General features: G+C 64.7%; 17 protein-coding genes and 1 tRNA gene. 12 read left to right on the top strand and 6 right to left on the bottom strand.

The window, feature by feature from the left end; translation table 11 throughout:
- The 3 genes from VK533_RS16750 to VK533_RS16740 all read right to left on the bottom strand — a co-directional run.
- Positions 1-265 (bottom strand): hypothetical protein (locus VK533_RS16750; protein WP_324379813.1); only part of this gene is annotated, 265 nt, incomplete at its 3' end.
- A 17-nt stretch (positions 266-282) separates the two neighbouring features.
- Positions 283-438, bottom strand: a complete 156-nt coding sequence (locus tag VK533_RS16745) for a hypothetical protein (RefSeq protein WP_324379811.1) — start codon at positions 436-438, stop codon at positions 283-285.
- Between the two features lie 24 nt (positions 439-462).
- Entirely contained in the window at positions 463-687 is a 225-nt protein-coding gene (locus VK533_RS16740; RefSeq protein ID WP_324379810.1) for a hypothetical protein, read from the bottom strand.
- Positions 688-919: 232 nt separating this feature from the next.
- Between VK533_RS16740 and rpiB the strand changes: the two genes are divergently transcribed.
- The 4 genes from rpiB (at position 920) to VK533_RS16720 (ending at position 4,061) form a co-directional block, all read left to right on the top strand.
- Positions 920-1,372, top strand: coding sequence for a ribose 5-phosphate isomerase B (rpiB, locus tag VK533_RS16735; protein ID WP_324379808.1), 453 nt, complete (start codon positions 920-922; stop codon positions 1,370-1,372).
- Positions 1,369-2,709, top strand: coding sequence for a serine hydroxymethyltransferase (gene glyA / locus VK533_RS16730; protein ID WP_324379806.1), 1,341 nt, complete (start codon positions 1,369-1,371; stop codon positions 2,707-2,709). Before rpiB ends, glyA begins: the two co-directional genes overlap by 4 nt.
- Positions 2,710-2,832: 123 nt before the next feature.
- Positions 2,833-3,294 carry a transcriptional regulator NrdR gene (nrdR, locus tag VK533_RS16725; RefSeq protein ID WP_324379803.1) on the top strand — a complete coding sequence of 154 codons (462 nt, stop codon included), beginning with the start codon at positions 2,833-2,835 and terminating at the stop codon, positions 3,292-3,294.
- Positions 3,291-4,061, top strand: coding sequence for an RNA methyltransferase (locus VK533_RS16720; RefSeq protein WP_324379801.1), 771 nt, complete (start codon positions 3,291-3,293; stop codon positions 4,059-4,061). The genes nrdR and VK533_RS16720 overlap by 4 nt, the downstream gene beginning before the upstream one ends.
- Here the strand turns inward: VK533_RS16720 and VK533_RS16715 are convergent.
- Entirely contained in the window at positions 4,010-4,333 is a 324-nt protein-coding gene (locus VK533_RS16715; RefSeq protein ID WP_324379799.1) for a chorismate mutase, read from the bottom strand. The two genes, VK533_RS16720 and VK533_RS16715, sit on opposite strands and share 52 nt — an antisense overlap.
- Positions 4,334-4,470: 137 nt before the next feature.
- Between VK533_RS16715 and VK533_RS16710 the strand changes: the two genes are divergently transcribed.
- From VK533_RS16710 to rpsD, 3 genes are all read left to right on the top strand, one after another.
- On the top strand, positions 4,471-4,734 hold the full coding sequence (locus VK533_RS16710) for a hypothetical protein (protein WP_324379796.1): 264 nt from the start codon (positions 4,471-4,473) through the stop codon (positions 4,732-4,734).
- 128 nt (positions 4,735-4,862) lie between these two features.
- Positions 4,863-5,147 carry a hypothetical protein gene (locus tag VK533_RS16705; RefSeq protein ID WP_324379794.1) on the top strand — a complete coding sequence of 95 codons (285 nt, stop codon included), beginning with the start codon at positions 4,863-4,865 and terminating at the stop codon, positions 5,145-5,147.
- A 174-nt stretch (positions 5,148-5,321) separates the two neighbouring features.
- The gene (gene rpsD, locus VK533_RS16700) at positions 5,322-5,936 is read left to right on the top strand and encodes a 30S ribosomal protein S4 (protein WP_324379791.1); all 615 of its coding nucleotides are present in this window, start codon (positions 5,322-5,324) and stop codon (positions 5,934-5,936) included.
- Positions 5,937-5,995: 59 nt separating this feature from the next.
- Here rpsD and VK533_RS16695 read toward each other — a convergent pair whose 3' ends face one another.
- Both VK533_RS16695 and VK533_RS16690 read right to left on the bottom strand, forming a co-directional pair.
- The gene (locus VK533_RS16695) at positions 5,996-7,987 is read right to left on the bottom strand and encodes a S9 family peptidase (RefSeq protein WP_324379789.1); all 1,992 of its coding nucleotides are present in this window, start codon (positions 7,985-7,987) and stop codon (positions 5,996-5,998) included.
- Positions 7,988-8,049: 62 nt separating this feature from the next.
- On the bottom strand, positions 8,050-10,017 hold the full coding sequence (locus VK533_RS16690) for an alpha/beta hydrolase family protein (protein ID WP_324379787.1): 1,968 nt from the start codon (positions 10,015-10,017) through the stop codon (positions 8,050-8,052).
- A gap of 147 nt (positions 10,018-10,164) precedes the next feature.
- Here VK533_RS16690 and VK533_RS16685 point away from each other — a divergent pair, with 147 nt between their 5' ends.
- From VK533_RS16685 to VK533_RS16665, 5 genes are all read left to right on the top strand, one after another.
- Positions 10,165-11,145, top strand: coding sequence for an agmatine deiminase family protein (locus VK533_RS16685; RefSeq protein ID WP_324379786.1), 981 nt, complete (start codon positions 10,165-10,167; stop codon positions 11,143-11,145).
- Positions 11,142-11,990: an N-carbamoylputrescine amidase gene (aguB, locus tag VK533_RS16680; RefSeq protein WP_324379784.1), complete on the top strand. Its 849-nt coding sequence runs from the start codon at positions 11,142-11,144 to the stop codon at positions 11,988-11,990. Before VK533_RS16685 ends, aguB begins: the two co-directional genes overlap by 4 nt.
- Positions 11,990-12,838: a D-amino-acid transaminase gene (locus tag VK533_RS16675; RefSeq protein WP_324379782.1), complete on the top strand. Its 849-nt coding sequence runs from the start codon at positions 11,990-11,992 to the stop codon at positions 12,836-12,838. Before aguB ends, VK533_RS16675 begins: the two co-directional genes overlap by 1 nt.
- Positions 12,835-13,329 carry a 2-amino-4-hydroxy-6-hydroxymethyldihydropteridine diphosphokinase gene (gene folK, locus VK533_RS16670; protein WP_414712327.1) on the top strand — a complete coding sequence of 165 codons (495 nt, stop codon included), beginning with the start codon at positions 12,835-12,837 and terminating at the stop codon, positions 13,327-13,329. The genes VK533_RS16675 and folK overlap by 4 nt, the downstream gene beginning before the upstream one ends.
- Positions 13,320-13,395 (top strand) — tRNA-Lys (locus VK533_RS16665). Before folK ends, VK533_RS16665 begins: the two co-directional genes overlap by 10 nt.
- Positions 13,396-13,439 lie beyond the last annotated feature (44 nt).

Genomic DNA, 13,439 nt, shown 5'->3' with positions numbered 1-13,439 from the left:
AGCCCAGCATCGGCGCGCGCAATACGGTCGCGACCAGCCAGGCCCCATCGCCGCAGCCGACATCCAGGATACGGATCGCACGCCGCCCGGCCTTGCGCAGGCCGATCAGCATATCGTCGATCTGCCGCGAGATATGCCGGTCGCCGAAGCGCCCGGGCAGCACGTCCGGATCGCGGGACCAGGCCTGGCAGATCGCGGCCGGGGGATAAGCGGACCATGACGGCGATCCGTCTGGGTCCGGGTCTGGGGAAAAATCGGCAACCATGTCATTCTCCACGATCTTCAGCCGTGGCGGCGTCGAGGCCGACCACGGCCGCAAGAGGACAGTGTGTCGAGCTGATCGCGCAGCGCCTTCCGGCGGCGACAGTCGTCGCGCCAGACACGGCACAGCAGCATGAGGGTCGCGCTGGCGAAGCCCAGCAGGATCAGCATCAACATCGAAGCCTTCCGGCGCCATGAGGATCAGGGCGCGAGGCGCGGGACGAGCGGTGTCGCGCTCAGCTCGACGCGGGCATGCGGATAAGCGTGGCGTTCCCAGCGGGCGAATTGCAGCGCGGCCGCCTGTGAGACGAAGCTGCCCTCGAGCGCGCCGTCTTGTTCCTGTACTAACCAGTGACCATGATCATCGGGGCCGACCAGCAAGGTCGTGAGCGGCCCAGGCCCCCCATCCATTGACGTGTTGAACATCGAAATGCTCGAGCCGGAAGAAAGCGTCCGGCGCGCGGATCGGCGCAACCTTGCGTCACCGCCGTCCAATTAGGGGGGAGGCGCATTCTTTAGCGAGAGGGGCGCCGCACCCGCCGCATAGGAATTGCATAATGGTGGATGCAAATGCTTCTGGTCTGGCTCGCAACCAGTACTGGCCTGTTTGGCGCGCGGACACTACAGCTTGTGCCGCCCCGAATCGCTGGAGTCTCCGTTGGCCGAGCGCATCGCCATCGCTTCCGATCACGCAGCCATCGCCCTCAAGGCGACTCTGGCCGTCTGGTTGCGCGAGCATGGCCACCATGTGACCGACCTCGGTCCGCACAGCCATGAATCGGTCGACTATCCCGATTACGGCTACGCGCTCGGCCATGCGATCGAACGGGGCGAAGCCGATTTCGGTATTGCGCTCTGTGGTTCGGGCATCGGCATCTCGATCGCGGTCAACCGCAACCCGGCCGCGCGTTGCGCGCTCGTATCCGAGCCCTTCTCCGCCAAGCTCGCCCGCCACCATAATGACGCCAACGTCATCGCAATGGGCGCGCGCCTGATCGGCGAGGACATGGCCAAGAGCTGCGTCCACGCTTTCCTCGAAGCCCGTTTCGAAGGCGGCCGCCATCAGGCGCGCGTTGCCAAACTCTCCCAATTCGCCAAGGAGCCCGCATGAGCAGCAAGCCCGCCAACGACGTCCAGACGCCGACACGGGCCGGTCACGAAAACGTGACCGGTGGTGGCTTTTTCTCGCGCGGCCTGGCCGAAACCGATCCCGCCGTGTTCGCCGGCGTGGAGCGCGAGGTCGCGCGCGAGAAGGACCAGATCGAGCTGATCGCGTCCGAGAATATCGTCTCCAAGGCGGTACTCGAAGCGCAGGGCAGCGTCTTCACCAACAAATATGCCGAGGGTTATCCCGGCAAGCGTTATTATCAGGGCTGCGCGCCGTCCGACACGGTCGAACAGCTCGCGATCGATCGCGCCAAGCAGCTCTTCAATTGCGGTTTCGCCAACGTCCAGCCGCATTCGGGCGCGCAGGCCAACGGTGCGGTGATGCTGGCGCTGACCAAGCCCGGCGACACGATCATGGGCCTCAGCCTCGACGCCGGCGGCCACCTCACCCACGGTGCCCGTGCGGCGATGTCGGGCAAGTGGTTCAACGCGGTCCAGTACGGCGTGACCCGCGACACGCACCTGATCGACTATGATGCGGTCGAAGCGATGGCGCGCGAGCATAAGCCGACTTTGATCATCACCGGCGGTTCGGCCTATCCGCGCCACATCGATTTCGCGCGCTTCCGCCAGATCGCGGATGCGGTCGGGGCGATCTTCATGGTCGATATGGCGCATTTCGCCGGCCTGGTTGCGGGTGGGGTCCACCCGACCCCGTTCGGCCATGCCGATGTCGTCACCACCACCACCCACAAGACGTTGCGCGGCCCGCGCGGCGGCATGGTGATGACCGACGACGAGGCGATCGCGAAGAAGATCAACTCGGCGGTGTTCCCCGGCCTGCAGGGCGGCCCGCTGATGCACGTCATCGCCGCCAAGGCCGTGGCATTCGGCGAGGCGCTCGACCCGTCGTTCAAAGTCTATTCGCGTGCAGTGATCGACAATGCCAAGGCGCTGGCGGCACGGCTGAAGGAGCGTGGCGCGGAAATCGTGTCGGGCGGCACCGACACGCATCTGGCTTTGGTCGATCTCAGCCCGCTCGGCGTGACCGGCCGCGATGCGGACGAGGCGCTCGAACGCTGCGGTATCACCTGCAACAAGAACGGCATCCCGTTCGACCCGCTGCCCCCGGTCAAGACCAGCGGCATCCGCGTCGGTTCGCCTGCCGGCACGACGCGCGGCTTCGGCGTCGCCGAGTTCCGCGACATCGCCGACATGATCGCCGATGTGCTCGATGGCCTGCGCAAGAATGGCGAGCAGGGCGACGCGCAGATCGAAGCCAATGTCAGCGAACGGGTGAAGGCACTGACCGCGCGCTTCCCCATCTACCCGGAGCTGTAATTGCGCGTCTTGTTTGGGGTCCGCACCGGCCCGCACCCCCACCCGGCCTCCCAACTACGGTATCCTGAATGGGAGGCCGGGTGGGGGTGCGGGCCGGTGCGGACTGCCCGGAGGGCCGCATAGGTGCGCTGCCCTTTTTGTTTCCACGCGGACAGCCAGGTCAAGGATAGCCGTCCGACCGAGGATGGCGCTTCGATCCGCCGTCGCCGCCAGTGCGAAAGCTGCGGCGCGCGCTTCTCGACGTTCGAACGGGTGCAATTGCGCGAGCTGACCGTGGTCAAGAAAGATGGCGACCGTCAGCAATTCGACCGCAGCAAGCTTGAGCGTTCGATCTCGATCGCGGCGCGCAAGCGGCCGGTGACGGTCGATCAGATCGAGCGGCTGGTCTCGTCGATCCAGCGACAGTTGGAGACGAGCGGCGACAGCGAAGTCGATGCCGCGCGCGTCGGCGAGATGGTGATGGATGGGCTGCAACAGCTCGACAGCGTCGCCTATATCCGCTTCGCCAGCGTCTATAAGAATTTCCGCGAAGCCAAGGATTTCGAGGATTTCGCCGGAAGCGTGGCGGAACAGGAAGGCGAGTGACGGAGGTCCCCCCTCCCGCCATTGTCCTCGTCCGCCCGCAGCTCGCGCAGAATATCGGCAAGGCGGCGCGGGCGATGCTCAATTTCGGGCTGACCGACCTGCGGCTTGTAAGCCCGCGCGATGGCTGGCCCAATCCCGATGCAGGCCCGGCGGCTTCGGGCGCGGATATCGTGCTTCAGAATGCGAAGCTGTTCGAGAATGTCGCCGACGCGGTCGCCGATTGCGCGCATGTCTATGCCACCACGGTACGCAAGCGCGGCGTGACCAAGCCGGTGGTGCGGCCGGACGAGGCCGCCATCGCAATCCGATCCGAGCCCGGCGGCAGCGCGATCCTGTTCGGGCCCGAGCGATCGGGGCTGGCGACCGACGATGTCGCGGTCGCGCGCACGATCCTGACCGTGCCGATCAATCCCGAATTCGGCTCGCTCAACCTGGCTCAGGCGGTGATCCTGGTCGCGTATGAATGGTCCAAGGGCGCCGGCCTCAGCCAGCCGCCCGTGACCGATCTTGGCACTCCCGCGAGCCAGGAGGAGCTAGACGGCATGATCGGCCAATTGGATGCGATGCTGGAAGGGGTCGGCTATTTCTTTCCGCCGGATCGGGCGCCCACCGTCAAACGCACCCTACGCACGCTGCTGACCAAGCCAGGCTGGAATGCACAGGAAGTGCGTACCTTGCGCGGCGTATTGTCGGCAATCGATCGGCCGCGCGGGCCTCAGCGGGCGGAAGCGTCCACACGCAACGCGTCGAAACGCTCGAACTCGTAGGCGATCGAGCCCTCGACCAGGGTTTCCCAGAGCGCGGCTATCACAGCTTCAGGGATCCCCGCGGCGCGGGCGTGACCGCGGACATTGTCGATCACTTCAGCCTTGCGCACCTCGTCGCGCACCGTCGCGCGATCGGGTTTGATGCGCGCGGCGGCGTCCATGAATCCGAAGCGCCGGGCCAGCAAGGCGACCAACTCACGGTCGGTCTGATCGACGCCGGCGCGCACCTCGGCCATCGTCTCGCATTGTTCGGGAGAAAGCATATTGGTCATGGCGTCGCCTTGCGCCGGACGTCCGCGCCTGTCCAGAAAAGCTGTGAACGGACGCGCCCTGGACTTTACCGCATTGCAGTAAATCGCTATGGTTCAATGGCTTGGGGCACCCGATTCACTACAAGGAATTCCGAATAATGCGTCGACTGATCGTGCTTGCCGTCGCGTGCGCCGTCCCCGGTGCGCTGTTTGCCCAGACAACGACTCCCGCCGCCGCTGAGAACCCGGCCAAGGAAAAGAAGATTTGCCGCCGCGAGGAGGCAACTGGATCGATCATGGGGACCCGCGTCTGCCATACCAAGGACGAATGGGTTCAGATCGACGCCGCCAACCAGAAGGCCGCCGAGCAGTTCAGCAACGCCCGCCGCAACTCCAGCGGTGGCATGGGCCCGGGCAACTAAACCGCGGCGATCCGGCCCGGCCTCCGCGACGCAGCGCCGGATCGAAAGCATTTTGGGGAAGCTTCGCTCCCTCTGGCGGCGTAAATGGCGTAAATTATAGTTCTGATTCTGATCGGAGAATGCACGTCATGCGTGGATTGATCGTTTTTTTCACCCTGTGCGCCATGCCGGCCGCGCTGCCCGCACAAACCGCCGATCCGGCTCCGGCTTCGGCCGCATCCGCCCCGGCCCCCGCAGAAAAGCCGAGCTGTCGCTATTTCATGCGGACGGGCAGCATCATGCCGGGCAAGACGATCTGCCTCACCAAAGCCCATTGGCGGGAGATCGACACAGAGAACAGGCTCGCCAATGACCACGCGCTCAATCGCGATCAAGCCGGCAACCGGGGTGCCCCTGGCAGCAGCGGCAACTAACCGTACCTAACTTGACTTGACGGCCTCTTTCCGCCAGAGGCTGCGCCTCGCAATTGGCTCCGCACATCCGGTGAAGCGGCGGCCCTGCCCTCTCCCTTCGAGAATCAGCAGCGCGGTTCCGGGTATTCGCTTGGGCTTTTAGCCCGGGCACAACGCAATTGAAGGAACGACATCATGTCGAAGCGCTCTAGCGCCAAGTACAAGCTCGACCGCCGCATGGGCGAGAATATCTGGGGCCGTCCGAAGTCGCCTGTAAACAAGCGCGAATATGGTCCCGGCCAGCACGGCCAGCGCCGCAAGGGCAAGGTCTCCGACTTCGGTATCCAGCTGAAGGCGAAGCAGAAGCTCAAGGGCTATTACGGCGACGTCACCGAGAAGCAGTTCAAGAAGGCCTATACCGAGGCCGCCCGCATGAAGGGCGACACCGGTCAGAACCTGATCGGCCTGCTCGAGCGCCGCCTCGACGCAGTCGTCTATCGCGCCAAGTTCGCCCCGACTATCTGGTCGGCCCGCCAGCTGGTCAGCCACGGCCACATCCGCGTCAACGGCGTGAAGTGCAACATCTCCAGCCGCCTGGTGAAGCCGGGCGACGAACTGACGCTCGGGCCGAAGGCGCAGGAAATGGCTTTGGTCATGGAAGCCCAGGGCCTCAGCGAGCGCGAGATTCCGGATTATGTCGCCGCCGACGGTGCGTCGAAGGTCACCTATGTCCGCGTGCCCACGCTCGACGAGGTGCCTTATCCGGTGAAGATGGAGCCGAACCTGGTCGTCGAATTCTATTCGCGCTGATCCGTTCGATTCATTCAACGAAACAAAGAGGCGGCCGGGAACGGCCGCCTCTTTTCGTATCAGCTGTCCGGCATCCCCATCGATTTGCGCAGAAAAGCATCCGCCTTGCCGAGCATATCGGCCCGCACCGCGCTGTCCGGAAGCTGGTGGTCCAATCCGGGATAGCGCACCAGTTCGCTCTGCTTGCCGGCACGGCGGAGCGCGTTGTCCATCGCTTCGGATTCAGCGAACCCGACATTCAAGTCGTTGGTACCGTGGAACATCAGTACGGGCGCCTTGAACGCGGCAGCGTTCCGCGCCGGCGACGCGGCGTCCAGCTCTGCATTGCCGATGAATTTCTTGCTGACATTCTCGTTGGTGAAACCCTCGCTCTGATGGCGCAGCATGTAGAGATCGGTCACCGGTGCCACTGCCACGACGGCCTTGAACAGGTCCGGGTCCAGCACGTTGGATTGCAGCGCTGCATAGCCGCCATAGGACCAGCCGAAGATGCCCAGATGGGCGGGATCGGCAATCCCTTGGGCAACCAGCCACCTGCCCGCCGCGTTCACGTCCCCGATCGCGGTTTTCCACGACTTGAAGCCGTTATTGACGAACCAGTTCTCGCCGAAGCCGGTCGAGCCCCGGAATTCCGGCTGGATCACGGCGAAGCCACGCGCCGCGAAGAACTGTGCCAGCCAGTCGAAGCCCCATACGTCGCGCGAGCCGGGGCCGCCGTGCGGCATCACGATCGCGGGCAGATTTTTGCCTGAACTGCCGGGCGGCAGGGTCAGATAAGCAGGCACGTCCACGCCATCGAAGGTCTTATAGGTGATCGAGCGCACGGCCGCGAGATTGTGCCCTTCGGCCTGCGGCCGCACCGACATGAGCTGCTGCAGCGCATGGGTCGACTTCTCGTATATATAGAAGCGCCCTTCATCGGTGTCGCTGCTTGCCCTGATCAAGAGCTTGCTTTCGTCAGGCGTGCCATCGACGATATCGATCAGCGGCAATTTGGGCAGGACGCGACCAATCTGCTCAACCAGGTGCTGGTAGGTAGGATCGAAATACACGCCCACCCGCCTGTCCGCGGTATAATGGGCCCCGATCACGCGCTGGTTGAGCACCAGCACATTGTCGATGTCGACGCGCGGATTATCGAGGACCAGATCTTCCCTGAGCGAGCCGTCGAGCGCGATCCGATAGAGCGCGTCGCGCCCGTCCTTCTGTTTGAGCGCGTACACGCTGTTCGAAACCGGATCGACCGCAAGCGGCCAGGTGCCGCGATCGGCGACCTCGTCATAGACCCCAAGCGGGGCCCAGGGTCCACCGGTGCGCGCGCGATACTGGAATGCTTGCTCGCCGGTGATCTGATAGCCAGTGGCATCCATGCGGCGCAGGCCCATGATGCGGACATTGCCCTTGCCGTCGGTGATGAAGCTGCTGGCGTTGGCGCGCGCGCGTTCGACCGATCGCGCGACGTTGGTGCGCGTATCGACCAAATCCACGCCGATCCCGTCGACGCTACCGGCCACCATCGTGCCGGTCGTCTCGCCCTGAATGTGATCGCGTGAGATTAGTATCCGGCCCTTGACGTCGAGCCAATCGATCACCTCGCCGTCATATTGATTGAGGCGCCGTGGATTGCTGGGCACGAACGCACCCAGCGCCCGGATATTCTTGCCATCAGCATCGACCGCGAACAGGCGCGTGAACGAGAGCCGGTAATTGTTGATGAGCGCTTGGCCGTAGGTGGTGCAAACCAGCCGGTCCACGTCCGACCAGCCGCAGGAATACAGATTTTGCGGCTTGTTGTCGCTGTAGGTGATTGGCGTCAGCTCACCCTTCACAAGATCGCCGACCATCACAACGCTGGCCTGGCCTGCGGCCGCGCCAACATAAGCGATACGCTTGCCGTCGGGCGACAGCGACATCTGGAAGATCGCAGGCCGTGCGCCGAACATCTTGGCGGCCTGCTCGCGCGACATCGGCGCCGGTTCGGCGGCCATGGCCGCAACGGACACGCCTCCGAGCAAGGCATAGAGCGCGAGTGTCAGGAAATTAGACTGCATGAACGTGGTCCCCCAAAAAACCTATGTTCCGAGTATTCGCGCGTCGGACACGCGTCGTGTCGCTACATCCCCATCGAAGCGCGCAAGAAAGCGTCCGACTGATCGAGCATCTTGGTGCGCGCATCGCTGTCGTTGAGCTGGTGGTCGAGCCCCGGAAACACCACGAGCGTACTGTGCTTTCCGGCCTTGCGCAGCGCCGCGTCCATCGCGCGCGATTGATCGATGCCGACATTCATGTCGTGATCGCCATGGAACATCAAAACCGGCGCCTGGATATGATCGGCATGGCGCGCGGGCGATCCCAGGCCGACGACGGCGCCCGATCCGATCATGTCGCGCACCAGCTGGCTGTCCGTATATTCCCAGGACGCGCTCTTCATCATGCCGAGATCGGTCACCGGCGCGATCGCGACGACCGCCTTGAACAGGCCAGGTTCGACAACGTTGGTCTGCAGCGCCGCATAGCCGCCATAGGACCAGCCGACGATCGCGAGCTTGGACGGGTCCGCAATCCCTTCGTGGACCAGCCAACGCCCGGCATCGCAGATATCCGCCATCGCGGTCTGCCAGCTGTGGAAGCCGTTATTCTTGTAGAAGGCGTCGCCATAGCCGCTCGACCCACGATATTCGGGCTGCAGCACCGCATAGCCGCGCTGGGCGAAGAACTGGACGAGCCAGTCGAAGCCCCAACTGTCACGCGCGGACGGGCCGCCATGCGGCATCACGATCGCGGGCAGGCCCCTGCCGCTGCCGCCGATCGGAAGCGTCAGATAGGCCGGGATGACGGTGCCGTCGGCAGCCTTGAAAGTGACGGTGCGCATCGGCGCCATCGGCATGTCGCCCAGCGCCGGACGCGCATCGAGCAACGGATCGAGATGGTGATTGGTCCGGTCGAAGAGGTAATAGTGGCCGGCATCGGTGTCGCTGCCCATGAAAACGAGCAGTTTCTGCTCGTCCGCGCTGGCGCTCAGGAATTCGATCAGCGGCATTTGCGGCATCGCGCGGACAAGTGCCGCGTGCAGCTTCTTGTAATCGGGATCGAAATAATCGGTCTGGTCCCGGTCGGTCGTGTAGGAGGCGCCGATCACGCGGCCGTGCCGGCCGATCGTCGCGATATCGTTGACATCGACCTCGGGATTGCTCGCGACCAGATCCGCCTTGAAGCTGCCGTCGAGCGCCACGCTATAGAGCGAGTCGCGTCCGTCGAGCGTCTTGACCGCATAGGCCACGTTGCGCGTGCCATCGACCGCGATCGGTGTAAAATCGTTGCCGCCCGATTTCGTGCGGGAGAAGATCCGCCACTGACGGTCGCCTGCCTGCCGGTACAAATAGGTCATCGTGCCGGTGAGTGTGCCGCTCCCGTCTATTTCCGCCCCGGCGCGGATGCGGACATTGCCCTGACCGTCGGACAGGAAGAAGGTCGCGGTCTTGACGGCGCGTTCGACATTGACGCCGCGACCGGTTGCGGTGTCGACGCGATCGACCCCCAACCCGTCATCGCCCTCGGCAATGGCCACGCCGTTGCCGCTTTGAGGGACATAGTCCCGCGACATCAGGATCGTGCCGTCGCCATTGCCCCAGTCGACAATATCGCCGTCGAACTGGCTGATGCGTAGCGCGTCGACGCCCGGCTTCCGCCCGATGTAGAGCGGATGCTTGCCGTCCATATCGACCGCGATCGTGCGCGTGATCGGCAGCGGCGGATTATGATCGAAGATCGTGCCCGCTTCCTGGCAGACGATCCGGGTGTTGGAGGCCCAGCCGCAGGACGTAATGCTAAGCGGCTTGCCGTCGTCCCGACCGGCGGCGTGCATTTCGCGCGTCTCGACATCGATCACGCCGGCATAGGTGACCATGCCCGGCCCCGGCGCCACGAACACGGCATGCTTGCCGTCGGGCGACAATTGCATGTGCCTGACCTGCTCGCGATGGCCGAACAGCTCCGCCATCGTCGGCTTGCCCCCTTCGACCGGCTTCTTGTCCTCCGCACCTGCCCCAACCGCGAACGCGCACACCAAACAAACCGCCAACGCCCCCTTAACCACCGTAATCCCCCGAAAATTTGCCCGGACCATGGTTCAGGAAATTTGTGGCGGGGGCAATAGCAAGAAGCTCCACTTGCGCCTGTAATCATGCTCCGCCATCTGGCGCGCATTCCGCTTTAGCCAAGGTTCGTCATGTCCCAGCGTCAACCCGCCGAATGGATGCCGCACGATGCGGTGTGGATCGGCTTCCCGAGTCATCCCGAATTGTGGGAGGACGACCTGGCGCCGGCGCGCGACGAAGTGGTCGCATTCGCGCGCGCGGTCCATGCCGACGGGCGCGGCGAGCGCGTGATCCTGGTCGCGGCCGACGAGGCCTCCGCAGCCGCGGCGCGCGCGCTGGCGGGTGACGCCGCCGAAGTGCAGGTACAGCCGTTCGGCGACATCTGGCTGCGCGACACCGGCGCGATCGTCACGACTGGACCCGATGGCCGCCGCGCCGCGCGGTTCGGCTTCAACTGGTGGGGCGGCAAATATCATCTGCCCGGCGACGAAGGCGTCGGCGGGCGGCTGGCGGAGGCGGCCGGCTTCGCGGTCGATGTGCATGACTGGGTGCTGGAAGGCGGCGCGATCGACGTCGACGGCACCGGGCTTGCCGTCACCACCGAGCAGTGTCTGCTCAACCCCAACCGCAATCCCGGCCTGTTGCGCGAGGATATCGAGCGCGGGCTGAAGGCCGGAATCGGCATCGAGCGGCTGCTTTGGCTGGGCGACGGTCTCGCCAACGATCACACCGATGGCCACGTCGACAATCTCGCGCGCTTCGTCGCGCCCGGGCGGCTGGCGCTGCCCGAACCGGCCGAAGATGATCCCAATGCCGATGTCTATCGCGATGCGGCGGCGCGCGCCCGCGCCTTCGGGGTCGAGGTCGTCACCCTTCCCTCTCCGGGCCTGGTCGAGGTCGAGGATGAGGCGATCCCGGCATCCTACATGAACTTCTATATCGGCAACGCCGCCGTGGCGGTGCCGCAATATGGCGCGCCCAATGATGTCGCCGCCGTCGCGGCGATCGGCGCGCTTTTCCCAGGGCGCGTTGCGATCGGGCTTCGGGCCGACCATATCCTCACCGGTGGGGGCAGCTTCCACTGCATCAGCCAGCAGGTACCGTGCGCATGACCGAAATCACCGTCGCCGCGATCCAGCTCGCTTTCGGCGAGGATATCGACGCGAACATCGCCAAGGTTGCGGCGCGCGTTCGCGAGGCGGCGGCCAAGGGCGCGCAGGTGATCCTGCCGCCGGAATTGTTCGAAGGCCCCTATTTCTGCCGGGTCGAGGACGAAGGTCTGTTCGCCAACGCCAAGCCGACCGCCGAGCATAAGGCGGTACTGGCGATGCAGAAGCTCGCCGCCGAGCTCAAGGTGTCGATCCCGACCAGCTTCTTCGAGGCCGACGGGCCGCATTACTACAATTCGCTCGCGATGATCGGCCCCGACGGCAAGGTCCAGGGCGTCTATCGCAAAAGCCACATTCCCGACGGGCCGGGCTATGAGGAGAAATTCTATTTCCGGCCCGGCAATACCGGCTTCAAGGTTTGGGACGGCGCGGGCACGAAGCTCGGCGTCGGCGTATGCTGGGACCAATGGTATCCCGAAACCGCGCGCGCGATGATGCTGATGGGCGCGGAGGTTCTGTTCTACCCGACCGCGATCGGCAGCGAACCGCATGACGAAGGCCTCGACACCGCCCGATTGTGGCGCCGCGCGATGGTCGGCCATGCTGTCTCCAACGTCGTGCCGATCGTTGCCGCGAACCGCGTCGGCACCGAACATGGCCAGACCTTCTACGGCACCAGCTTCATCACCGACGAACGCGGCGACATAATCGCCGAGCTCGATCGCGAGGAAGAAGGCGTGATCACCGCCACGCTCGACCTCGATCGGGTCAAGCGCCACCGCGCCGCCTTCGGCTTCTTCCGCGACCGCCGCCCCGAATTGTACGGGCGGCTGGTACAGGACGTCTGATGGAGCGGATCGCCTGGCTCAACGGCGATTTCGTGCCGCTCGCCGAGGCCAAGGTCTCGGCGCAGGACCGCGGCTTTCTGTTCGCCGACGGCATCTACGAATTCACCGCCGTGCTCGACGGCAAATTGATCGACAGCCAAGCGCATCTCGCGCGGTTTGAGCGATCAGCCGCCGGGCTCGACCTGACACTGCCGATCTCGACCACCGAGATCGAGGCCGCCCAGCGCGAATTGATCGCGCGCAACCGGCTCGATCAGGGCGGCGTCTATTTCCAGCTAACCGGCGGCCCGGCCGAACGCGATTTCCTCGCGCCTTCGACCGACCCGACCCTGTTCATGTTCACCCAGGCAGGCGACGTGCTCGACCGCCCGACGGCGAAGACCGGCATCGCGATAAAAACGATTGCCGACCCGCGCTGGGCGCGACGCGACATCAAGAGCATCATGCTGCTCGGCCAGGTGCTCGCCAAACGCGAAGCCGCCGCCGCGGGTGCGCAGGAGGCCTGGCTGGTCGATGGCGAGGGCTTCGTGACCGAGGGTGCGTCGTCCTCTGCCCTGATCGTGACTGCCGAGGGTACGCTGGTCACGCGCCCCAATAGCCAGGCGATCCTGCCCGGCTGCACACGCAAGGCAGTACTGATGATCGCCGAGCGTGACGGGGTGAAAGTCGAAGAACGGCTGTTCACGGTCGACGAAGCGCTGCGCGCCAGCGAAGCGATCCTGACCAGCGCATCCAATTTCGTGCTGCCGGTCGTCATGATCGACGGCCAGTCGATCGGCGACGGCAAACCCGGCCCGATCACCCGCCGGCTGCGCGAACTCTATATCGAGGCGGCACGGGCGGAGTGATCCACCTTTACGCGATCGGCCTCGGCTCCAACCAGCCGCACGGCCGCTATGGCGCGCCCTGTGCGATCCTCAATGCGGTCTTGGCGGAGCTCAAGCCGGTCGCGGCATCGGCAATTATCGAGACGGCGCCGATCGGCCCCTCGCTTCGGACGTTCGCCAACGCGGCCGCCCTGATCGAGAGCCCGCTGTCGCCGCCCGACCTGCTGAAAGACTTGAAGGCGATCGAGCGCCGTTTCGGCCGGCGCGGCGGACAGAGATGGGGTTCGCGGGTGCTCGACCTTGATATATTGCTCTGGTCGGGCGGACGCTGGTCGAGCACGGCCCTTTATATTCCGCATCGCCACCTGACCGAGCGGGTATTCGCGCTCGATCCGCTCAATCAGATCGCACCCGAATGGCGAATTCCGGGTCATGATACCGTCCGGCAGCATCTCGCACGGTTGACCCGGCCCCGCCCCGTCCATAGGAGCGGTCGCCGGTCGGGTCCGTAGCTCAGTTGGTAGAGCAAGCGACTTTTAATCGAGAGGTCCCGGGTTCGAGTCCCGGCGGACCCACCAATCTCTCTTCTGACGCATTGCCGATTTTAGCCGCGAGCCGAGGG

This window comes from Sphingomonas sp. (genome assembly GCF_035317925.1).
Lineage (GTDB): Bacteria > Pseudomonadota > Alphaproteobacteria > Sphingomonadales > Sphingomonadaceae > Sphingomonas_I.
The sequence above is the reverse complement of the archived record's forward strand: the minus strand, read 5'-3'. Positions and strand labels throughout refer to the sequence as shown.